At 35.7% G+C, this 21,928-nt stretch carries 17 protein-coding genes and 3 tRNA genes; 16 read left to right on the forward strand and 4 right to left on the reverse strand.

The features are described 5' to 3' along the window. Nucleotides 1–149 precede the first annotated feature (149 nt). From AB1444_11610 to hisF, 5 genes are all read left to right on the forward strand, one after another. On the forward strand, nt 150–722 hold the full coding sequence (locus tag AB1444_11610) for a transposase (GenBank protein ID MEW6527298.1): 573 nt from the start codon (nt 150–152) through the stop codon (nt 720–722). A gap of 122 nt (nt 723–844) precedes the next feature. Beyond that, nucleotides 845–2,260: a Mur ligase domain-containing protein gene (locus AB1444_11615; protein ID MEW6527299.1), complete on the forward strand. Its 1,416-nt coding sequence runs from the start codon at nt 845–847 to the stop codon at nt 2,258–2,260. Nucleotides 2,261–2,544: 284 nt separating this feature from the next. After that, on the forward strand, nt 2,545–3,909 hold the full coding sequence (locus tag AB1444_11620) for a TrpB-like pyridoxal phosphate-dependent enzyme (protein ID MEW6527300.1): 1,365 nt from the start codon (nt 2,545–2,547) through the stop codon (nt 3,907–3,909). 250 nt (nt 3,910–4,159) lie between these two features. After that, complete coding sequence (locus AB1444_11625; protein ID MEW6527301.1) at nt 4,160–5,599, forward strand: DUF4350 domain-containing protein; 1,440 nt, start codon at nt 4,160–4,162, stop codon at nt 5,597–5,599. A gap of 83 nt (nt 5,600–5,682) precedes the next feature. Then, the gene (gene hisF / locus AB1444_11630) at nt 5,683–6,447 is read left to right on the forward strand and encodes an imidazole glycerol phosphate synthase subunit HisF (protein MEW6527302.1); all 765 of its coding nucleotides are present in this window, start codon (nt 5,683–5,685) and stop codon (nt 6,445–6,447) included. A 9-nt stretch (nt 6,448–6,456) separates the two neighbouring features. Here the strand turns inward: hisF and AB1444_11635 are convergent. Further along, nucleotides 6,457–6,527 (reverse strand) — tRNA-Gly (locus tag AB1444_11635). A gap of 232 nt (nt 6,528–6,759) precedes the next feature. Here AB1444_11635 and AB1444_11640 point away from each other — a divergent pair. Beyond that, complete coding sequence (locus tag AB1444_11640) at nt 6,760–7,665, forward strand: hypothetical protein (protein ID MEW6527303.1); 906 nt, start codon at nt 6,760–6,762, stop codon at nt 7,663–7,665. Nucleotides 7,666–7,699: 34 nt separating this feature from the next. Continuing rightward, a complete protein-coding gene (locus tag AB1444_11645) occupies nt 7,700–10,300 on the forward strand; it encodes a putative PEP-binding protein (protein MEW6527304.1) in 2,601 nt (866 codons plus the stop codon). An 82-nt stretch (nt 10,301–10,382) separates the two neighbouring features. Here AB1444_11645 and AB1444_11650 read toward each other — a convergent pair whose 3' ends face one another. Then, nucleotides 10,383–11,111 carry a HesA/MoeB/ThiF family protein gene (locus AB1444_11650; GenBank protein ID MEW6527305.1) on the reverse strand — a complete coding sequence of 243 codons (729 nt, stop codon included), beginning with the start codon at nt 11,109–11,111 and terminating at the stop codon, nt 10,383–10,385. 394 nt (nt 11,112–11,505) lie between these two features. Here AB1444_11650 and AB1444_11655 point away from each other — a divergent pair, with 394 nt between their 5' ends. From AB1444_11655 to AB1444_11675, 5 genes are all read left to right on the forward strand, one after another. Next, complete coding sequence (locus tag AB1444_11655; protein ID MEW6527306.1) at nt 11,506–12,870, forward strand: Coenzyme F420 hydrogenase/dehydrogenase, beta subunit C-terminal domain; 1,365 nt, start codon at nt 11,506–11,508, stop codon at nt 12,868–12,870. Between the two features lie 40 nt (nt 12,871–12,910). Next, nucleotides 12,911–13,702: a class I SAM-dependent methyltransferase gene (locus AB1444_11660; protein ID MEW6527307.1), complete on the forward strand. Its 792-nt coding sequence runs from the start codon at nt 12,911–12,913 to the stop codon at nt 13,700–13,702. Between the two features lie 313 nt (nt 13,703–14,015). Further along, nucleotides 14,016–14,660 (forward strand): YdcF family protein, encoded by a 645-nt coding sequence (locus tag AB1444_11665; protein MEW6527308.1) that lies wholly within the window; start codon nt 14,016–14,018, stop codon nt 14,658–14,660. A gap of 47 nt (nt 14,661–14,707) precedes the next feature. Further along, on the forward strand, nt 14,708–15,700 hold the full coding sequence (locus AB1444_11670; protein ID MEW6527309.1) for a lysylphosphatidylglycerol synthase transmembrane domain-containing protein: 993 nt from the start codon (nt 14,708–14,710) through the stop codon (nt 15,698–15,700). A gap of 92 nt (nt 15,701–15,792) precedes the next feature. Then, entirely contained in the window at nt 15,793–16,668 is an 876-nt protein-coding gene (locus AB1444_11675; protein ID MEW6527310.1) for a glycosyltransferase family 2 protein, read from the forward strand. Nucleotides 16,669–16,675: 7 nt separating this feature from the next. Here AB1444_11675 and AB1444_11680 read toward each other — a convergent pair whose 3' ends face one another. Next, nucleotides 16,676–17,767 carry a glycosyltransferase family 2 protein gene (locus tag AB1444_11680; protein ID MEW6527311.1) on the reverse strand — a complete coding sequence of 364 codons (1,092 nt, stop codon included), beginning with the start codon at nt 17,765–17,767 and terminating at the stop codon, nt 16,676–16,678. Nucleotides 17,768–17,872: 105 nt separating this feature from the next. Here AB1444_11680 and AB1444_11685 point away from each other — a divergent pair, with 105 nt between their 5' ends. The 4 genes from AB1444_11685 to AB1444_11700 all read left to right on the forward strand — a co-directional run bounded on the left by AB1444_11685 (nt 17,873) and on the right by AB1444_11700 (nt 21,347). After that, nucleotides 17,873–19,570, forward strand: coding sequence for a glycosyltransferase family 39 protein (locus AB1444_11685; protein MEW6527312.1), 1,698 nt, complete (start codon nt 17,873–17,875; stop codon nt 19,568–19,570). Beyond that, nucleotides 19,555–21,117, forward strand: a complete 1,563-nt coding sequence (locus AB1444_11690) for a glycosyltransferase family 39 protein (GenBank protein ID MEW6527313.1) — start codon at nt 19,555–19,557, stop codon at nt 21,115–21,117. The genes AB1444_11685 and AB1444_11690 overlap by 16 nt, the downstream gene beginning before the upstream one ends. A gap of 69 nt (nt 21,118–21,186) precedes the next feature. Next, nucleotides 21,187–21,259: transfer RNA gene (locus tag AB1444_11695), tRNA-Thr, on the forward strand. A gap of 6 nt (nt 21,260–21,265) precedes the next feature. Continuing rightward, nucleotides 21,266–21,347: transfer RNA gene (locus tag AB1444_11700), tRNA-Tyr, on the forward strand. A gap of 97 nt (nt 21,348–21,444) precedes the next feature. Here AB1444_11700 and AB1444_11705 read toward each other — a convergent pair. After that, nucleotides 21,445–21,651: a DUF1858 domain-containing protein gene (locus tag AB1444_11705; protein ID MEW6527314.1), complete on the reverse strand. Its 207-nt coding sequence runs from the start codon at nt 21,649–21,651 to the stop codon at nt 21,445–21,447. Nucleotides 21,652–21,928: the final 277 nt, after the last annotated feature.

A 21,928-nucleotide genomic window follows, 5' to 3' on the forward strand; every position in this document is an offset into this window, starting at 1 on the left:
TTGCTCTGACACCAAATTTGAAAAACTGAACTTAAATTTTTTTCCTTTTTTCTGAAATTTTTCATCATTTCATGTACTATTTTTCACTTTCCTGCGTTGTATATACACAAAAGCGTTTTTTTACCATATTTACTTTGGGAGGAACTACCATGCGTAAACCTCGTTTTATTGCACCCAACATCACCTATCATGTCACCAGCCGCATCATTGAATGCAAGAATTTGATGGAAGAAGATTCTATCAAAGCACTATTTGAATACTGCATCACGCTGGCACAGGCAAAATATCCTTTTGAACTTATCAATTATCAGATTATGGATAATCATATTCATTTGCTCATAAGAACAGTGGAAGGTGGTGCTACTATATCCCGTATAGTGCAGTATATTAAGTCGCGGTTTGCACAACGGTTTAATACGATGATGCAGCGAACCGGCCCTGTATGGAATGAGCGCTTCAAAGATAGCATTGTTGAGTTTGCGGACAATCCACGTTTGTATTTACTCAACTTACTATGGTACTTTGCCAACAATCCGGTGCGGGCAGGCAAGGTGAAAAGCCCTTTTGATAGCTACTTTGGTGGGTCAAAGGCTTATTTTGACAGTAACTATCGCCCCAGTATAAAGATTACCCTGCATCAGTATTTTTTAGAGTTGGGAGATACACTGGAAGAGTGTATTGAACGTTTTTACTATTATGTGAAAGGTGAATTATTGATTTAATTTTTGTGAAATTTATTTTTCAATTTACAGGAAAATGCTTTTGTCAATTATTGTATGGAATTATATTAGTTGTTTTTGTATAAAACAAGAGCAAACATTATAATACATTGGGTTTAGTAAACATGTTAGATATATTTAAAAAACCGCTATTACATATTCATTTTATAGGTATCTGTGGGGTAGGGATGAGTGCTCTTGCGGGCATGCTGCTTTCACAGGGGCACAAAGTTTCTGGCTCTGACACCGATATGTATCCTCCAATCAGCACTCAGCTTGAAACGTTAAACATACCGCTTTTCAAAGGGTTTAGCTCTGACACCATAGAAACAATCAAGCCTGATCTTGTTATCATAGGAAATGCTATTAGTCGTGGTAATCCTGAAGTTGAAGCTGTGCTTAACAAACGGATTGCATATCTTTCAATGGCTCAGAGCTTATACAATTTCTTTCTCTATAATAAAGAAGTCATTGGTGTGGCTGGCACCCATGGCAAAACAACAACAACCGCGCTGCTTGCGTATATTCTAGATAAAGCAGGTATGGAGCCTTCGTTTTTTATTGGTGGTATTCCTAAAAATTATGGGAAAAATTATCATATTGGGAAAGGAAATTATTTTGTGATAGAAGCTGATGAATATGATTCAGCTTATTTTGAAAAGATTCCCAAATTTATGATCTATCGTCCAACACATTGCATTATGACATCGCTTGAGTTTGACCATGCAGATATATATAAAAATATTGATGAGATAGTAGTATGGTTTTCGCGCCTTAAAAACCTTATTCCTGCAAATGGATGTATTGTATATAATGGCATGTATTCGCATTTGCGCGCAATTAATGGAAAGCCGCTATCGGTCACAAAAAATTATGGAATGTCGGATGCTGATTGTCGTTATCTTTATAAGGATGGCATTCTCACAATTTCAATGGATAGCAAAACAATACGTGCAAAGCCAAAAATTTTTGGCAACTTTAACTATCAGAATATTGCTGCCGCGGTAGCAATGGCTCTGACCCTTGGAGTATCGGAAGAGGCAATAGCATCTGCCATTGACTCATTTGAAGGAGTAAAACGCAGACAGGAGATTCTTTATTCCAGTAACTATCTCACAATTATTGAGGATTTTGCACACCACCCAACAGCAATACACAACGTTTTACATGAGGTGTCAGAGCGCTATCCTGGGTCACAAATCATTGCAGTGTATGAACCGCGATCAGCAACCAGCAGACGCAATGTATTTCAGCAAGAACTACCACTTGCATTTTCTGATGCAGATTTTGTCTTGATGAAACGGCCATACCGTCTGGATAAAGTGCCAGAACATGAACAGATTAATATTGACCAGGTAATTGATGAGGTAAGGGGTCAGAGCATTCCAGCGTATGTATTTGAAACTGTTGATGAGATAGTTTGTGAAGCATTTAAACAGATACAGAATAAACATACCGTTATGGTGGTCATGAGTAATGGGGGATTTGATGGCATATATGATCTTCTGGTTTCACAAGCACAAAAGCTTTTTGGAAATTGAATGGCGGTGAATAAAAAATAGTTGACATTTGTTGTATGTTTTATGTATTGTTTATGTAGGTAAATAAATTTACACGTTATATATATGGTAGTGGGTAAACTTAATATAACAGCTATTTTAATTTGGTGGTGGTGGCGTCAGGATAACAACTATCCGGGCGCTTGAGGAAGTTAGTTTATAATAGGGAAATCCTTAAAGGCTACGGATACTATTGTTAACCGTAGCCTTTTTATTTGTAATAAGCAATATTTTTAAAATTATATGATTCAAAAAAGGAGGATATAATGGCAAAGGATTCAACTAAAATACAGTTACCCGAAAAGGAGATGCCACGGCAATGGTATAATATTCTGGCTGATTTACCCAAACCTATGGACCCGCCTATAAGTCCTGCAACTGGCAAGCCAGTAACACCAGATGAATTGCATGCTATTTTCCCCATGGGATTGATAGAACAGGAAGTTAGTCCTAAAAAGTATATTGATATACCCGAAGATGTATTGCACATTTATCGTTTGTGGAGACCTTCACCGCTTTTCAGGGCTCGCCGTTTAGAAGCTGCGTTGGGAACACCTGCTAATATTTACTATAAATATGAAGGTGTTTCGCCTGCTGGAAGCCATAAGCTTAATACTGCAGTTGCCCAGGCATATTATAATAAACTTGAGGGCATAAAGAAATTAGCCACTGAGACTGGAGCCGGGCAGTGGGGCAGTGCTCTGTCACTGGCAGGGAACTTCTTTGGCATTGATGTGCATGTATATATGGTACGGGTAAGCTATGAACAAAAGCCATACCGTAAGTTTATGATGGAAACATGGGGTGCAACGGTCACACCAAGTCCAAGTAACCTTACCAATAGCGGAAGAGAAATTTTAAAACGGGACCCTGATAGTCCTGGCAGTTTAGGAATTGCAATAAGTGAGGCAGTGGAGGAGGCGGCTAACAGCAAAGATACCAATTATTCTTTAGGCAGTGTTTTAAATCATGTATGCCTGCATCAGACGATTATTGGACTTGAAACACTAAAGCAGTTTGAGATGGTTGATGATTATCCTGATGTTGTTATTGGCTGTGTAGGCGGCGGTTCAAACTTTGCTGGGCTTGCTTTTCCGTTTGTACGGGATAAAATTAATGGTAAGAATATCGATATTATTGCGGTGGAACCTGCAGCTTGCCCAACATTAACAAAAGGCATGTATACGTATGATTATGGTGACGTTGCAAAACTTACACCAATAATGCCAATGTATACATTAGGTCACTCATTTATTCCACCTTCAATCCATGCAGGCGGATTGCGATATCATGGTATGTCACCACTGGTGAGTTTCTTGTATCATGAAGGGTTAATATCGGCAATGGCACTGCATCAAAAGGAGTGCTTTGAAGCAGCAATTTTATTCTCAAAGACTGAAGGCATTATCCCTGCACCTGAATCATCTCATGCTATCAGAGCAGCAATCATTGAAGCTCAGAAAGCAAAGGAAGAGGGAAAGCAAAAGACTATTGTTTTTAATTTAAGTGGCCATGGGCATTTTGACCTGGCATCATATGACAAGTTTTTGTCAGGTGAGCTGGATGATTACGAATATCCAAAAGAATTAATTGATAAAGCATTGCACGATTTGCCAAAAGTTGGTAATTAATGTTCTTATAGAGGGTGTCCCAAAACAAACAGTGGGGCTAACAATGACGCGGGTGCAAAGTCATTGCAAGTGTAACTCTTGTCCTGAGCTTGTCGAAGGGGCAATCTCAATGCTGTAGAAGATAAGATTGCCACGCGCCTACGGCGCTCGCAACTAGGGGATTGCTTCGTCACTTCGTTCCTCGAAATGACAGGAGAGCAAAATTCATTGCAAAGAGATGTCTTTTGGGACACCCCTAAAATTATGTATTATGAAAAGAATACTTATCATCCTGTTTTTTATTATCAGCTGTTCTCAAAAATATACGGACTACACACCATTTACCGCGCAGCTAATTTATGACCAGTCACATAATAACGTGTGGGGGTTGTGGGATCATGGTTATTGCGGATATTCACATATTGCTGGTGAGCTAAAACAGTATGGAATTCCTGCCTCGGTTAATCTGAAAAAAATTGATGAGTGTATATTTTCTTTACCTTCCATGGGATATCGCTATGCAATACTGATGCTATCGGTTGCTAAATATCAGCGGTTTGATGATCGTGAAATTGATGCCATCTGTAATTTTATTAATGCTGGAGGTCTCCTTTTTGTTATTGCTGAACATGATAATATGTATAATTGTGCAACTTTTTTAAATGCAGTAACGCAAAAAATAGGCATTACAATAAACAGCGATGCTGCCGGGAAAGACAATGATACTGTTCAATCGCTTGATGATTTGAATAACAGGGCTTATTCAAAAAAATTTAAACTTAACAATGTTTTGCACATGCTTTCAGCTTCGCTATCAGGAACTACTGATTCTTTTGAGGTGTTGTTACGTGATGATGAAACAGATAGCATTATTGCTGCTGGATGCAGGTATGGTAACGGCAAAATGCTTGTAGTGGGTGACAGCGAGATGTTCTGGAATGGCGATGGGAAGGTTGGCATACATGCAGGCGATAACAATGCATTTTTTAAACACTGCCTACAGTGGCTTCTGGAAAAACATCTTAATCGCATAGTTCATTATGAAGCATCAATACGTTGGTATGACAATCAAAACTCTTGCGTGGGTATAAACAATTCACCATCGGGGGTACAGCATTTTATTGAATCACTTATAACATTAATTCCATCATTACGGAATGATTCATCAATTAATATGATAGTCATACCAAAACCTGATACTGTCATTAATAAAAATAAGCGAAATATTATTTTTATTGAACCATATCAAAAACTCATGCCAGGGTCGGTGTGGGGCAAGCGTCTTATTTTGCTTGGTGCGGTTAATTCTAAGGTTTATTCGTTTTTGGGCGATAGTAACTGTGAAATACTTCCCTGCTTTATAACTGATGGCGATAATAATTTCTTTGATGTTGTGATTTCCTATAATAAGAAGAGATTTTATTTTCACAGGCTTGCAGGAGTAATAAAAAAAAGGAACGCTGGTGTCATTGCGCAGATACCATCATCGCTGTGGGGTGAGGTAAGTCATCCTGGTCTGGAGGTTATTAACGACGGCATTCCATTATATCAGCCAAACGATTATGACACAGCTGGCTTTATATATGCAGATAAAAATCTTTTAGTGGTTGGAGACGCTGACGCTATCGCCAATCAAAACCGCGATACAGATACGTTTAATGAGATTCTTACCACAGTTATGCACTGGATAAAAACGGGAAAAATTGAATAACGTTTCCTGCTTTTTATCTTGACTGTGAGGATGTTTTGTCTTAGTTGTTTTTTACTGTATACCATTATGCAAAAGGGAAAGATATGAAAACAATTAAAATTATGCCATGCCTTGACATGAAGGAAGGAAGAGTTGTCAAGGGCGTTAATTTTATTAATATTAAAGATGCGGGTGACCCTGTTGAAAATGCTGCGTTCTATCAAAAAGAAGGCGCTGATGAACTGGCAATGCTTGATATTGCTGCCACTGTTGAAAATCGCAAAACACGTCTGGAATGGGTTAAAAATGTTTCTAAAACTATCAGCATACCTTTGACGGTTGGTGGTGGAATTGGAAGTATAGAGGATATTGAACTGGTGCTTGAGGCTGGCGCTTCAAAGGTATCAATGAACAGTGCTGCAGTCAAAAATCCCAACCTGATTGATGAAGCTGTAAAACGGTTTGGCTCTGACACCATAACTATTGCCATTGACGGTAAAAGAAATGATAAGCTTTCATCTGGGTTTGAGGTGGTTGTTGCCGGAGGCACCAAATCCACGGGAAAAGATGCTGTTACGTGGGCAGTTGAATGTCAGAAACGCGGTGCTGGTGTGCTTCTCCCCACAAGCATGGATGGGGATGGTACATTAAAGGGATATGATATACCGTTTACAAGGGCAATTGCAGAAGTGGTTACTATTCCTGTAGTTGCATCAGGTGGTGCTGGTACACTGGAACATTTTTATGAAGCAGTGGTGGAAGGGAAAGCACAGGTTTTACTTGCTGCATCAGTGTTTCATTTCAGGACATTTACTGTACGACAGGTTAAGGAATATTTAAAGAATAGAGGTATTACCGTTAATCTATAAATTTTAATGAGCGGGTGATGGGAATCGAACCCACGCTATCAGCTTGGAAGGCTGAAGTTCTACCATTGAACTACACCCGCTGGTACTTGCGACAGGATTATGCTAAAGCTACTTTTTGTCAATAAATAAATGAACCTTTCAGGCAACAATACCAGTAACTATCGCAAAATAAAAATAAAAAAATACTTGTAAAACAATCTTTATAATTTTATAATACCATTATAGTAAAAAATCAAAAAAATATTTTATTTTTGATTATTTTATATATAGCTATTGCGTATTTATATTAAATTTTCAAAAAGAGGGAAATCCATGGAAACAACATTTTATTCATTAGCAACTAAAGCTAATTTTAACAAGGCATTAAATCACTTCTTTAGCGTCAATGATGTTGTTGAAGAGGTTGAGGGGGGGAGAAATTTTGCTGATGTGGTAAACATTATGCTTTCTGAAGGGGATTTAATGGTTGACCAGGTATTACCAATGGTTGGGGCTATTTTGCGTGATAAATATCAGTATACATATGATTCATATAATGTGCCTGTAACCATGAATGATTTCAGCAAAATGATTGAGGAAACATCTAAATGGACAGCTCTTGATATTGTTATTGTGTATTTCAACGTCAATGGTGAGCCAATCCTAATTAATCCCAAAAATGCAGCCCACTGGGAAAGGGTTCGTGAAATTGTCCGTGACCAGCTTATGGTCATTTATACAAAGAAGAAAAAAGAAGCAAACCCAAAGGTTGAAAATGAAGCCATAAATGCTATTGAAGAAATGATTGCCGGGAAGGATGTGTTTATCAATAAAGAATTTATTGATGAAACAGTTGCGGTGAAAGAAGTTAAAAAGCCAACTCCAGCTGCTGTTGAGGCTGCAGGCAAAAAGAACATGACGCCAAAATATGCAGTTACTGTGACCAATGAGCTATTTCACAATGGTAATGTTGAAGCCTGGAAACGCATCATTGAAAGCTTCAAAGTTTCCCATCCTGACCTGGATGTGTTAATCTTCCATGAGGGTGAAAAAATCAATGATATCAACTCACTATTTAAATGGGGGAAAGTAAAGCATGGTGACCCAATATTTTTCCAGGTTGTTGGGGAAAATATCAGGGATGTATCTAAATTGCAGAAGTACCTGTTTGAGGGTGCCTCACCACGGTTTGAACAGTTTTTGAAAATAGCTGTTGGGAAAGTATTGAATCTTTTCTAATACCATATGAAACAAATTAAAAAGAGAGGGTAGTATGGAAAATATAGTTTTTTTCAATAAAGATTTTACCGGTGTTGATAATAAGCAATATAAGAAGTTAGGTATCAGAGGCCGCAGGGCTGCTGATTTAGCAAAAATGGGGTTACCGATAGCTCCAGGATTTATCATAGATGCTGATTTAACCATGAAACTGCCAAAGGTTAATGTAAAGCAATTAATAAAGACCTTTGTTGATAAAATTGAAAAAGATATGAAAAAAGGATATGGCGATAGTGACAAGCCATTGCTTTTGAAGGTGGTGTTAAGCTCAGATTTAAATGTCCCATTCTTCCCGTCTATTCACAACGTTGGTTTAAATGATAAGGTTGTTACAGGTTTTGCCAAATTTACTGGTGAAGACTTTGCCTGGGGTGAATACAGGTTTTTGCTTAGAAGCATTGCTTCAAAAATTTACGGGATTGATGAAAAAGAACTTGATGAACTTGAAGGCAAGCTTCCCAAAAATGCTAAAGCAAAAGAATATAAAGAAGTGGTGGCAAAATATAAAAAATTCCTGGGCGACAAGTTCAGTGAAGATGTCTATGATCAGTTAGGACTTATTCTGAAAGGTGCTGCAGCAAAATACTGTGATTCAGATATTGATGTTGACAATTCATTGTCAATCATGATTCAGGCAATGGTGTATGGTAACTTTGGTCAGAATTCCTTTGCAGGAAATTATTTTACTCGCAATATCATTACCGGTGATGCGCTCATTCAGGGCGAATTTTTGCAGAATGAATTTGATGTGGACCGTGGTACCCCAAAGGACATAGCAAAGATTGATAAAAAATATTATGACAAATTAGTTGAGATAGCAAAGAAAGTGGAAGATAACTTTAAAGAAATACGTAATATAAAATTTACCATTGAAGAGGGAAATTTTTGGCTCATTGAACAGCGCGAAGTTGATGAAAAGTCAACACAGGCACATATCAAGACATTACTTGACCTGCATACACGAAAAGTTGTAACACCTGAATTTTTAATTGAATCCATAAAGCCAAGCCAGCTTAACGAACTGCTGCACCCGGTTATAGACCCCCGGACAACGAAAAATGTAAAATCAATTAAAGGTGGTATAGCTGGTTCAACAGGTGCAGCTATTGGTAGAGTATTCTTTTCAACCGATAAGCTGCTTGAAGAATATAAACGAGCAGTAATGCATGGTGGCGATACAAACCTTATATTGGTTATGCCAGCAACCTATGCAGAGGATGTTAAGGCAATTGAGGTTGCACGTGGTGTTATCACTTCTGAGGGTGGATTCTCGTCACATGCTCCTGTTGTTGCACGAAGTTTGGGTAAAGTTGCTATGGTCCAGCCTGAGATGAAGATCAGGGGTAATTCATTTACACTGGCAGGTAAAACTATAAAAGAAGGTGATTATGTTTCCATAAATGTGCCGTATTATGAACCCCCTACAATTTATTTGGATAAAGTGGGCTTGATAGAACCAGATTTTGAAAAGAATGGATTAACTGATTTCTTAAAGATAGTACAGAACTTCATTAAAGATTTTGATGTGCGCGCTAATGCTGACCAACCACGTGATGCCAAAGTGGCTAAGATGTTCTTTGCTGATGGTATAGGCTTGTGTCGTACTGAACATATGTTCTTTAATGAAAAGCGCATCATGAAGTTCCGTGAGATGATATTGTCAGAAACTGAAGCTGAACGGCGAAAAGCGCTGGATGACCTCAAACCCATGCAGAGGGGTGACTTCTATGAATTATTCAAGATTATGCAGGGTCATCCGGTTACCATACGTTTGCTTGATGCTCCATTGCATGAATTCCTGCCCCGAACTGAAGACAGCATGAAAGAGTTTATACAATACATGAAATCGCGTAAAAAAGGAATGTCTGATGCTGAAATACGTGCGCGATGTGAAGAACTTTCTGAAATGAACCCAATGCTTGGGCACAGAGGTTGCCGCGTTGCTATCACATATCCTGAAATTTATGAGATGCAGTGTAGGGCAATTTTTGAAGCTGCTTGTATGCTGAAAAAAGAAGGCATCAATGTTGTTCCTGAAATCATGATTCCTATCGTTATGACGGAAACAGAAATCAAATTCATAAAGAATGGCAAGAAGATTGAAGGGAAAACGGTAAAAGGTATTCGCGATATCAAGGATGAGGTTGTTGAAGAATATGGTATTGACGATTTAGAGTATGAGGTTGGTACAATGATTGAATTGCCCGCTGCTGCAGTTGGTGCTGGCAGAATTGCCCAGTATGCTGAGTTTTTTAGCTTTGGTACCAATGACCTCACGCAGACGACGTATGGATTGTCGCGAGATGACATTAATTCATTCTTCCCAAGTTATTCACTGTATGACCTTATTCCCAATAACCCCTTTAAGGTTCTGGGAAGAGAAGTTAAAGAACTTATAGAGATAGCTGCAACACGCGGCAAGCTCACTCGTCCTGATATAACCATGGGACTTTGTGGAGAACATGGTGCTGATCCTGATAACATTGAGTTCTGTATGAATGTGGGATTGAATTATGTATCGTGCTCGCCATATGCTATTCCACTATCTAAATTAGCGATAGCTCAGTTGAACATAAAACAGGCAAAGAGTAAATAGGTGGTGGTGATTGATTTTCAGTAACTATCGCCCAAATTAATATAAAACAATTAAGGCTGCGTGTGAGAGCGCAGCCTTTTGTTTAATTTTTGCAGACTTTACATGCAGGATTTTGTTCAAGTGTGATAGATGAAAACCGCATGGCAAGGCCATCAAAAAGAAGAAGTTTACCTGCAGTCACTGTGCCAAGACCTGTAATTAACTTTATTGCTTCCATTGCCTGCAGGGTGCCCATAACACCGGGGGTAACGCCAGCAACAGGGATGGGCTTTTTAATGCTTTTTTTGGGAAGAAAACATGACAGGCAGGGCGTTTGATGGGGTAATACTACGGTAAGCTGGCCACTGAAACCTTCGACACCTGCGTGGATAAGTGGTTTTTGCAACTGGATGCATGCTTTGTTAAGTATATGTCGAGTTTCAAAATTATCAAGGCAATCAAGAACGATATGTGAGTTTTCAAGTAATGTGTGAATATTTTTTGTTGTAATTTTTGTATTTTTAATTTCAACCTGAATATAAGGATTTGTCTGGGTTAATGTTGCATAGGCCGAGTCAGCTTTGTGCATGCCCATTCGTGTATGGTTGTGGAGTATCTGCCGGTTAAGATTTGAAAGTGAAATGGTATCAAAATCGCAAATTGTGATTTTGCCAAAGCCGGCAACAGCACAGTATAGAGCAGCAGGGCTGGCCAGACCGCCGGCGCCAGCTATAAAAAGGTGAGTATTTTTGATTTTTTCCTGTGCTTCTTTCCCCCACCCTTTGATGATAAGCTGTCGTTGATAAAGTTCAAGTTCTTCTTTGGTTATCATGGTTGTACCTGTGCTTTTTTTGAAATAAATATTGCTTATATTTTCGACACAATTTTAAAAGAATAAATAATAACTAAAAATATTTTTTAGTAATACAATTTAAAGCTCATAAGAAAATTATTTATAATAAGTCAATGCAATTTTTGTAAATATTTGTATTTGATGTATAATATGAGGATGTGAATCTCCTACAGATATCATTTGAAACTATTTTATCATACATGGAGCATACTCCCATCGATTTTGGTGGAAAAATTATGAAACCATGTTATGATAGTAAAAATACTTGACTTTAATTATAACTATAATGTAACGAGAAAACACATTGTTTTATTGCAAAATATATTTTCATAATATTTTTTTGATCATATTAATAGAAAGGAGCTTCTCGTTAATGCCTGTAAAAGCAAAATACGATTTTAATGACCTTACCCAAAAACTTGGTGGAAAAAAGATGCCGCTGTGCAATTTTTGTGGAACATGTATTGGGATATGTCCATCAGGAGCTTTAACCAGCGATTATGAGGCAGGGAAGCCTGTATTTGATGAATCCAGGTGTACTCAATGTAGTCTTTGTTATCTTCATTGTCAGGGTATAAAGGTAAATTTTTCAGAACTGGATGCATCATTCAAAGGTGGTGATAAATTTGATACCTATCTTAAAAGTTATCAAAAATGTTTTCTGGGACATTCAGAAGATGATCAGGTAAGAAAAAAAGGGGCTTCTGGTGGAAGCGTAACTAGATTACTGGTATATATGCTGGAAAAAAAACTTGTTGATGGTGTAATACTTCCAAGGAATAAGCCTGACCAGAAATGGTTATTCAGGCCGGAGATAGTAACTGATATTAAAACTGTTAAAGCCTCTTCGCAGTCAAAATATTGCCTTATTCCAACAAATGAAATTTTAAAAACCCTCAAGGACAAAAAAGGGAAATATGCAATAGTGGCTCTCCCATGCCAGATACATAGTTTGAGGAAACTTCAGAATGAAGGCAATAAACATGCAAGGAAAATTGAATATATACTGGCATTGATCTGTGGGCATAATATGGAATATGGGGCAACAACGTTTGGAATGAAGAAGCTGAAAATAAATAAAGAGAATGTTATTGATGTTAAATACAGGGAGCATGGTGACTGGCCTGGTGGTTTATCATTCCATTTAAAAAATGGTGAAAGGAAAGGCATTAATTTTTTTAATTATCACTATCTTAATGCTGTTTATTTGCCAAACAGATGCAGATTGTGCCCTGATTATTATGGCAACTATTCAGATATTAGCTTTGGCGATTCATGGCTGATACGTTTACTTGGACGAGGAATGAATGAGAGAGGCTTGCCAAAAGGTTGGTCAAGTATTATTGTAAGAACAAAAAAAGGCTTATCTTTGATTGAATCAGCTCAGAAGGATGGAGCAATGCATCTTGAGGAAATTGAGCCAGCAGAAATCCATGAATCCTTTCCCTTTAATATATCCTATAAGCTGAACGGGATATTCATACGTCTGAAATTAGCAAGGAAGAAGCCAGAGTTTATTGGATTACAAAAACCTGATAAACTTGATCGCTATTTGTATCACTATATTTATAACTTTGTTCTTATTTTTGGTGCATCACGTGCATTCAGATTTTTCCTCAGTATTATGCCTTTGAATTTTAATCTTTTCCTTATTAAAAATTTTAAAAAGCTTATGGGGTATAAACCCAACGCGCGTGATATGGTCTTGAAATATAATGAGAAAGCAAATGTTGAGTAAGACGATGTACATTTGAAAGATTAAATTTAGGATAAAATTTATGTCCAAGCAATATTATTTCACCCTGAAAGGTTTCTGGAAAAGAGCTAAACAGGAATATGACTACTATACAAAAAGACCATGGACACTGCAACAGGTTGGGGAATTTTGGGATACAGTTGAAGATTATGATGCAGTCAACGAGGAATTGTATACTTATTTCAGGCGATTTACCAATTCTTATGACCTGGCAATAAAGCATCTGAAAAAAGAAAAATATACCATGATTGATATACAGGCTCGCAGTGGTAAGGGAAGCCTGTTCTGGTATCAAAAAGGCAAAATTAAAAGTTCTACCTGTGTGGATTTTTCAGATTTTTTGATTTCCTTAGCAGATAGAAGATTAAAAGGGAGTGGATTGAAATATAAAATAGTAAAAGTACTGGATTTTCCGTTGCCTTTCAAAGATGGCCAGTTTGACTTTGTTTGCTCATATGAAACTATTGAGCATATTTATGATTACAATACCTTTTTTGATGAACTGGTGCGTATACTAAGCAAAGATGGTATAATGATTCTGACATGCCCTAACAGGTTATGGGAATGGGTACACTGGTTATCTGCTGCAATCAATATCAATCACAGCGAGGGTCCACATAGATTTTTAAAGAGAAAAGAATTGCTTGCATGTATAAAAAGAAATAAAATGAAAATTTTGGAAGAAAACAGCACTATTATTCTTCCATTTAACAATAAAGTATCAATAGTAATGGACACATTTCTTGAAAAATATCTTCCAGAGTATATAAAAAGAATTTTAGCTTTAAGAAGGACCTTTATACTGTGTAAATGAGACGCTATATATTGTAATGCAGCTAACAAAGTTTTTAAAATAATAATATATTATTTAATGAATAATTATTTACTACGTCATTTGGATGTGTAATTTTTGCATTAATATTAGAAATAACTGTTTTGTGCTGTCCTTTCGGTAAGCTGTTATCGTGTTGTCGTTCTGATAAGCGTTTTATATTGTCATTTCGAAGAGCGATGCGAGGAGAAATCTTATTTTATATAGAATGGGGAGAAAAGATTTCACATGTATTCAAAATCGGAAATGGCAATTGTTGTTATCCTTTATTTTTAAAGGAGTATAATAACACGACTTGAAAAAAATAAGTATAATTACATTGATACTAATTATTTTATACTGTATTAGTTTTTTATTTGTAGAGCGGTACCTTACTATACAGTATTCAATTACAAACATTCCATTACATGCAAAATTTGATGCAGCTGTCATCTTTTATGGTAGTTTTGATACTACAGGAAATCCTGATAAAGAATCAAAACGAAGGCTTTCACTTGCAGTAGATTTATACCATAAGGGTATAATCCAAAGTTTAATTTTTGTAGGGGGATGGAGACCTTCAAAAAAATTAGCAGGTTCTCAATTATTGGCTCAAGAAGCAATTACTTTGGGTGTAAAACCTGCACGTATATTTATTGATACCCATTCACGAGATACTTTCCATAATTGGAATGAAGCAAAGAAGATTATAACTGAAAATAAGTTTAAAAAAATACTGTTAATTTCATCCCCTTTCCACCTTTTCAGACTAAAACATTTGATTGATAATGACAATGATGTGAAAATATTTTATGGTACATATCATAAAACAAATACTTTCCCCCATAAATCTTTTTGGGAGAATGTTATTGACTATAATTATCACATGATTTCATTTGTCACATATTCATTATTGCCTTCAGAATTGTATCAGTTTTTGATAGAGAAAATAAGGAAGTAATCAAAGCAAAGCTTTACGATATACTGTACTTTTGACAGGTGATCCCATTGAAAGATAAGATTAAATATTTAAATTTTATTGGCATTATCCTATTTGTAGTTATTCTATGGAAAATTGATTTAAAACAACTATTCCATTATTTGAAGACTGCAAACTACTGGTATTTAATATTGGCTTATCCCTTTTTACTGCTACTGATTTTTTTCAAAGCAATACGATGGAATCTTTTAATGAGAAGCCAGAATGTCAAAACACCAATATTTGAAACATTTTATGTTTATCTATGGGCTTTTTATTTTGGTGCGGTTACTCCCGGTAGAATTGGTGAGATTTCAAAAGCAATATATTTTCAGGATAAATTTGACAACATTGGTAGGGCATTTGTTTCTGTGGTTATTGACAGGCTCTATGATGTTGGAATACGTGTTGCTGCACTTTTTTTGCTTTACCCTTTTTTCAGCCATCTTTTTGCTTTTAATTATATTGGGTTTATAATTATTATTTTATCAATAGTTTCAGGTATAGTTGCTCTTATAAAGTTTAAGTCAATTCATAATATAATTGCCAGGTTCAGTAAATTTATCTTACCCAAGAAATATTATCCAGTAATTCAGCAAAATATATCAGGGTTTATTAATGATACTGTAATGATGTTAACCAGTATACGATATGTAACACTATCTACGTTTTTAACTATTCCTAGTTTTATCAGTTATTGTCTGGTTGCATACTTAATCCAAAAAAGTTTTTCCATAGAAATGCCGTTTAGCTATACAGTATTTTGCCTGGTTTTATCAAGTTTTTCTGTGGTAGTTCCTATTTCGGTTTCTGGTTTAGGGGTCAGGGAAGCTATTATGATTTTTCTATTTAAGAGCATAGGATTGGGAAGCGAAGCAGCAGTATTATTCTCATTATCAATTTTTGCATTAAGCCCTGTACTGGGATTTCACGGGTGGTTAGTAAATATTTTAATGATCATATATGGTTATTTTAAAAAAAAGAAAATGGATAAAAACCTTCCTGAAAACGTTTCGGATTAAACACCGTAAACAGAATAAATATCTTGACATGAATACATTCAATTATTCATTTATATAAACCATAAAATTGTTAAAATATAAAAGGTGAAATCATGAAACAGGGTTTAACGCTTATTGTACCGGTTTATAATGAAATTAGTGCCATACAAAATAGTATTATCCATCTGAAGACTATTAAAAAAAATTGTAAGGACTTTAATCTTGAAATCATATTGGTCAATGATGGCTCAACTGATGGGACGGAAAAGATATTGCAGGGTGTTGCAAACGACAAAGATTTAAAAATAATCCACCATTCTAAAAATCGTGGTTATGGTGCAGCACTCAAGACCGGTGTCAAATCTGCAAAATATAACTATATTGCAATTACTGATGCTGATGCAACGTATCCTGATGAACGTATCCCTGAATTTTTTAAGGATGTTATAGCAAATGACATTGATATGCTTGTTGGCGCAAGAATAGGCGAATCTGTTAATATACCTTTAATACGGAAATTCCCCAAATGGGTCATCAATCAGCTGGCAAATTATATGGTAGGGACAAAGATTCCTGACCTTAATTCAGGTATGCGGATTATGAAAAAATCAGTAATTGAAAAGTTTATGAAAATTCTTCCTGAGGGTTTTTCTTTTACGTCTACCATCACCATAGCTATGCTTGCCAATGATTATCAGGTAAAATATGTGCCTATCGATTATCATCAGCGTAAAGGTAAATCAAAAATAAGGCCTTTTTATGATACATTGAATTTTGTAAGGCTAATTGTACGTACTGTTATGTTCTTTGATCCCTTGAAAGTTTTTCTGCCTTTAAGCCTTCCATTGCTTTTGTGTGGAGTTGTACTGGTTCTGGTAGAAGGTATACTGTATAGAAATATTAATACAGTATCAGTGCTTATCACGCTATCAGGTTTAAATATTCTGACTGTTGGTATGCTTGCGGAAATGATTGCGCATAAAGAATAATTTTGATTCATTTCCCAAAAACAATATATTTGGAACCCAGGAAATTAATCAGTAATCCCCCCATAATTCCTATAAACACAGCCAGAAGATAAAATTCCTTAAAATATGGGTATGTGGAATATAGGTAAACGGAAATAAACCAGTTAAAAAGTCCACCAATGCTACAAACAATGAAAAAATTTCTGTATTGAATAAAAAGATTTTTTTGCGGCGAGTCAGGAAATGTCAGCTTCCTGTTGAGGAAAAAGTTCCATGTTAATGCCACAATAAATCCAATAGCCCGTGCAATCTTGAAATTAATATGCAACAATCCGTATGTAACAAATACGGTGGTCATATCAACAACCATGCCCGTTGACCCAATAAGGGAAAAGAACAAAAACTGATATAGCGAGGGATATTTATAGTGAAACAAACGTTTTAAATGCAATATATACAGTATCTGTTCACGTAACGACAGCTTGCTTTGGCCAAAAAGCCGTTCTCTGAATGATATGGGAATTTCTGTTATTGTTTTGGGGTTACACTTCACAATAATTTCAAGGCCAATTTTAAAACCAAGTGGGTTCAACACATTAAGGATTTGAGGGGTGAGTATTTTAGCATCAAAAGCAAAAAATCCTGCCATGGGATCTTTTACCTTTGTAAACGGCCTGGCTAACATCTTGGATACCCATGCATTGAGCTTTCGGTACCAATTAAAATGCTCTGCTGAACCACCCTTAACAAATCTACTACCAACAACAAATTCAGCTTTACCATTGATGATTTGTTCAACAAGCTCAGGTATTTTTTCAGGTGGATGGCTCAAATCAGCATCCATGACACAATAGATGGTGCCTTTAGCCTGTCTGAATCCTTCAATGACAGCTGAGGAAAGTCCACGTTCGTTTACGCGTACTTTTATAGAAACAGGGTAACCTTTTTTCTTAAGCGCTTTAACGTTATCTTCAATTCCATCTTTAGAATTATCGTCCACAATAATAACTTCGTAATCAAGCTTACTATGCTTCATGGCTTTATCAATTGATTCAATAAGAACAGGGATATTTTCTGCTTCTTTGTACGTTGGGACAATAATGGAAATGAGATGTTTCATAGAGTATTCCTTTTAGGGTTTAATAAAAAACTTATTGACGACAGCATATGCATTTACACATTATTTTCCTATTCAAAATAGTCAATTGATTTATGGAGAAAATACTTGTCACGCACTGATCCTGTCAAATATTTTTATAATATCTTCCAGCTCCCTACCGTTTTCACTTTTTTTTTCATAGCGATAGTTACTGTAATACTACGACTGCCATCAGTGGTTATAGATTTTATCCATGTTGATGTGCTCACCTCATATTTACTGGCTAAAAGGGAATTGTTGGGCCTGTCGTTTGGTATGAACAAGGGATGGCTGTATCACTGGCTCATGAAATTTTCCATTACATATATAGCCGACACTCCTTCATCATTTCACTTTATCGGGCTTTTATTTGTTCTTGGGACCATGTATGGTATTTTTCTTCTGGCAAAAAAAATATATGATGAACGGATAGGGTTGTTTGCTGCTTTCTTGTATGGAGTTGTCATTTCATGCTATCATACTGAATATTTAGCTGCAAATGGTGAGATATTTTATAATTTATTCAATATCTATGCATTGTATTTTTATTACCGTACACTCTATGAAAAAAAGAAATGGTATGGAGTATTGGTGCTTGTAAATATTATTGGTTCATATCTCATAAAATTTCAGGGCATTTTTATACTTCCTATTATTCTTGTGCATTTTATAGTTGTGTACCCACTGAGCTTTGAAAAACAAAAATATTTACAATTTTATAAATACCTTATAGGCATAATTATAAGTGCGATAGTTATCGGCATAGGACTTGCTGCTTCCCTGAAAGTATATTATGCAATCGATGTATTTGAAAAAATCCATACATCATTGTCAGGTATGTATTCATATGTTGCAAACAGAGGTTTCAATCCATTATTAATCCTTATGAAACTTTTGTGGCGGGTTTATCAGTTCTCACTATTTCATGCATTTTTCTGGTATTCTGGTGTTATACTGATTATCAGTTTTTTCAAAAATCTTCGTGCTAAAACGTTTGATAGTGGAGCGGCTTTTCTTGTATATGTTGCACTGTGCTTTTTTATCCTTATTTTTGCGGCTGGCTCACGAGTGTCGGTTCATTACTTCATTCCTATTATGCCTGTTCTCGCAGCGCTATCGGCAAAACAAATTCTTGATGTGTGTACTGAAAAAGGGAAGAAACTGGTATATATACAGCTTATGATTACACTGATGTTTTTCTTAGTATGGAATTACAAAGATTTATATATTTACAAATGTAACCATAATTTGAAACATAATGAAAGTAAGCTTACGGAAATATTCAGAATAGCTGTTATTGGTTCGTATGGTGAATATCTTTTGCCTCATAAAAGTTTACTTCCTGTTATAGATTATATTAATAACAACTATCCTGACAGGACCATGCTGGTATGGCCCATGGGAACAGAGATAGATTATTTTACAAAAGGGCATTCAGTGGTGCCTTCATACTGGTTTAATGAAAAGGCATTATTTGCGATAGTTCAAAGGGAAAAGGGCAATGATGCATTTATACATGAACATGAAGATAATATTATCAACATCATTCGTGAATATAAACCTGAACTGTTTGTTGATGTTGGCTCTACAGATATGATTAAGAAAGTAATGGTTTATAGAAAAAAAGGTGAGCCAGCATTTTATTTCAATATTCATGAAACACCAATATTGCGATTAGGAAGGTTTGCAAGTCTTGATGATTTTCCAAAAATTTTAAAATACCTTAATGAAAAGTATGAGTTTAAAGGATATTTTGGGAAGGTGCGATTATGGGTAAGAAAATAATGAAAAATAAATATTATTTTTTTGTATTGATGTTTTTTATAATACTTATTCTTCGCATTCCTGCTTTATATCATACAATAATTGATATTGATGAAGCTGCTTTTGCCGAATTTGCAAACAAGTGGTTAGGTGGAGCTATACCCTATGTTGGGGTTTATGATAACAAGCCAATTGTAACGTATTTATTTTATTACATCATCTTTTATTTGTTTGGAATCAATAACCTCTTTGCAGTTCACGTAGCAACACTATTTCTGGTTTTCATATCTACTATTGTTGTCTACTGGTTTATTGAAAAGATTGCAGGAATACATGAAGCTAAAGCTTCAAGTTTGTTCTTTATATTTTTAATGCACACGTATGAGCCAAAATACATTGCAACCAATACCGAGACACTCTATACGCTTCCTGTGTTACTGGCATTTATATGGTATTATATTGTTGTATGGGAAAAGAAGAATATTCTGTATGCCGTACTATCGGGTATGTGTGCGGGCATAGCTTTTTTGATAAATTATAAGGCAGGTGTTATAGTAGCCGCCTTTGGTATATTTGGCATCTATGTGCTATTTAAAGCCAGTGATAAAAAGAGTGAATTGCTCAGCCAGATAAAAATTTTGGTATCTCTTGGTATTGGATTTATTATCCCTCTATATATTGCAATAGCATATTTTTATCATATGGGAGCTTTGCAAGAATTTATTAGCTTAGGCTTTTTGTATAATTTCAAATATATTCAAAGTGGTATGGTTACTGTCCCATATCTAAAAGCTATTGCAAGGTTTTTACTGTTTGGGATATGCAGTTTGCCACTTTGGTTCATTATTGCAAAACATCTATTTGGCAGGTATGATAAAAGCAAAGCCACTAGCAATCTTATAATGTTCATGCTGATATGGCTGTTTGGTAGCGTTTTTGCTGTTATGTTAGGTTGGCGTGCCTATGGTCATTATTTTATACAATTGGCATTGCCTCTTTCGCTACTTGCTGGATTAAGTATACATTCTGTGTCAGCACTGTTTCTTAAACGGTCGTATGTATATCTAACAGCACTGGCTGTACTATTGACAGTGTCTCGCTTTAATATTCCACTAACATATCATTATTTAGGCGATAGTAATGCATTAGCAGACTTTGCCTATAAGAAAGTTGCAGTAAAAGTACAGTCTATAACCAAACCACAAGATACTATGTTTGTATGGGGTTCAGGAGCTGTTGCATATATTTATGCAAACAGGCGGTGTTCGTCAAAAATTATTATAACAGATTATGTTTCTGGGCGGCAGTTTGGGGTATCTAATGACGCAATGGGCAAAAATGAAAATCACTATATTAACTATTTACGAGAAGAATTTATTATAGAATTTGAAAAACATCTACCCATTGTATTTATTGATACATCGCCTTCAGGATATTATGGTTATGATAAATTCCCCTTGAAAAATTTTCCACAACTTGCTATCTTAATAAAAGAACGATATACGCTTGTTGATAGTATTGATAGCATGTACATATATTTGCTGAAAGGGCATAAGAAATTACAGTGAATATATCCATTATTTTCTAAAAAATTATTGACACATATGCTATATTTAATATCAAGGTTTTCATGTTTTGCTGGCGTAGCTCAATCGGTAGAGCAGCTGATTTGTAATCAGCGGGTTGGGGGTTCGATTCCTCTCGCCAGCTTTAAAGGGTGAGGTTCCCGAGCGGCCAAAGGGGGCAGACTGTAAATCTGTTGGCGAAGCCTTCGGTGGTTCGAATCCACCCCTCACCAATGAAAAGAGCTATCGTTCAAAATTGTTCGATAGCTCTTTTTATTTGGGCTTTTTATCCAGAACTGTCGGTATAATTGTTTAAAAGTAAGTTGTGCGTTAAACAGCCTGATTTAATTTTTCTAACATTTCTTTTATCTGTGTATCGGTAAGTCCATGAGCTTTGCTGCCCTGTTCAATAGTTTCATATATGCCTATATGGCAACCAATACAATGGAGTCCGTAAGAAGCTAATACTTGTGCTGCTGTGGGATATTTTTGCACCAGTTCACCAAACGTCATATCTTTTGTTATTGTGTTTTTCATTGTAATAACCTCATATGTAAAGAATTTTACTCAGGTGAATATAGTATAGCATTGGATTTATTTATTTTCAGAATTATTATTTGGCCTGATAATTTTAAATATTTATTTCATCAGGAACTATCGAAAAACAAATAAAGATTACAATGGTATTTGTTTAATATACTTTTTTTAATTGAATATAATTACATCATTATGTAGGATGGTAGAAAGTAGTATATAATTGAATGTATTAAACATCCTTAAAAAAGATTAATGATTTCATTTGCAAGGATATGGA

The sequence above is a fragment of the Spirochaetota bacterium genome (assembly GCA_040756435.1).
In the GTDB taxonomy this organism is placed as follows: domain Bacteria; phylum Spirochaetota; class UBA4802; order UBA4802; family UB4802; genus UBA4802.

Coding starts and splice junctions, on each gene's coding strand:
- AB1444_11620 (MEW6527300.1), top strand. CDS start 2,545: ATGGCAAAGGATTCAACTAAAATACAGTTACCCGAAAAGGAGATGCCA.
- AB1444_11645 (MEW6527304.1), top strand. CDS start 7,700: ATGGAAAATATAGTTTTTTTCAATAAAGATTTTACCGGTGTTGATAAT.
- AB1444_11680 (MEW6527311.1), bottom strand. CDS start 17,767: ATGAAACATCTCATTTCCATTATTGTCCCAACGTACAAAGAAGCAGAA.
- AB1444_11660 (MEW6527307.1), top strand. CDS start 12,911: ATGTCCAAGCAATATTATTTCACCCTGAAAGGTTTCTGGAAAAGAGCT.
- AB1444_11655 (MEW6527306.1), top strand. CDS start 11,506: ATGCCTGTAAAAGCAAAATACGATTTTAATGACCTTACCCAAAAACTT.
- AB1444_11650 (MEW6527305.1), bottom strand. CDS start 11,111: ATGATAACCAAAGAAGAACTTGAACTTTATCAACGACAGCTTATCATC.
- AB1444_11690 (MEW6527313.1), top strand. CDS start 19,555: ATGGGTAAGAAAATAATGAAAAATAAATATTATTTTTTTGTATTGATG.
- AB1444_11675 (MEW6527310.1), top strand. CDS start 15,793: ATGAAACAGGGTTTAACGCTTATTGTACCGGTTTATAATGAAATTAGT.
- AB1444_11615 (MEW6527299.1), top strand. CDS start 845: ATGTTAGATATATTTAAAAAACCGCTATTACATATTCATTTTATAGGT.
- hisF (MEW6527302.1), top strand. CDS start 5,683: ATGAAAACAATTAAAATTATGCCATGCCTTGACATGAAGGAAGGAAGA.
- AB1444_11705 (MEW6527314.1), bottom strand. CDS start 21,651: ATGAAAAACACAATAACAAAAGATATGACGTTTGGTGAACTGGTGCAA.
- AB1444_11625 (MEW6527301.1), top strand. CDS start 4,160: ATGAAAAGAATACTTATCATCCTGTTTTTTATTATCAGCTGTTCTCAA.
- AB1444_11610 (MEW6527298.1), top strand. CDS start 150: ATGCGTAAACCTCGTTTTATTGCACCCAACATCACCTATCATGTCACC.
- AB1444_11640 (MEW6527303.1), top strand. CDS start 6,760: ATGGAAACAACATTTTATTCATTAGCAACTAAAGCTAATTTTAACAAG.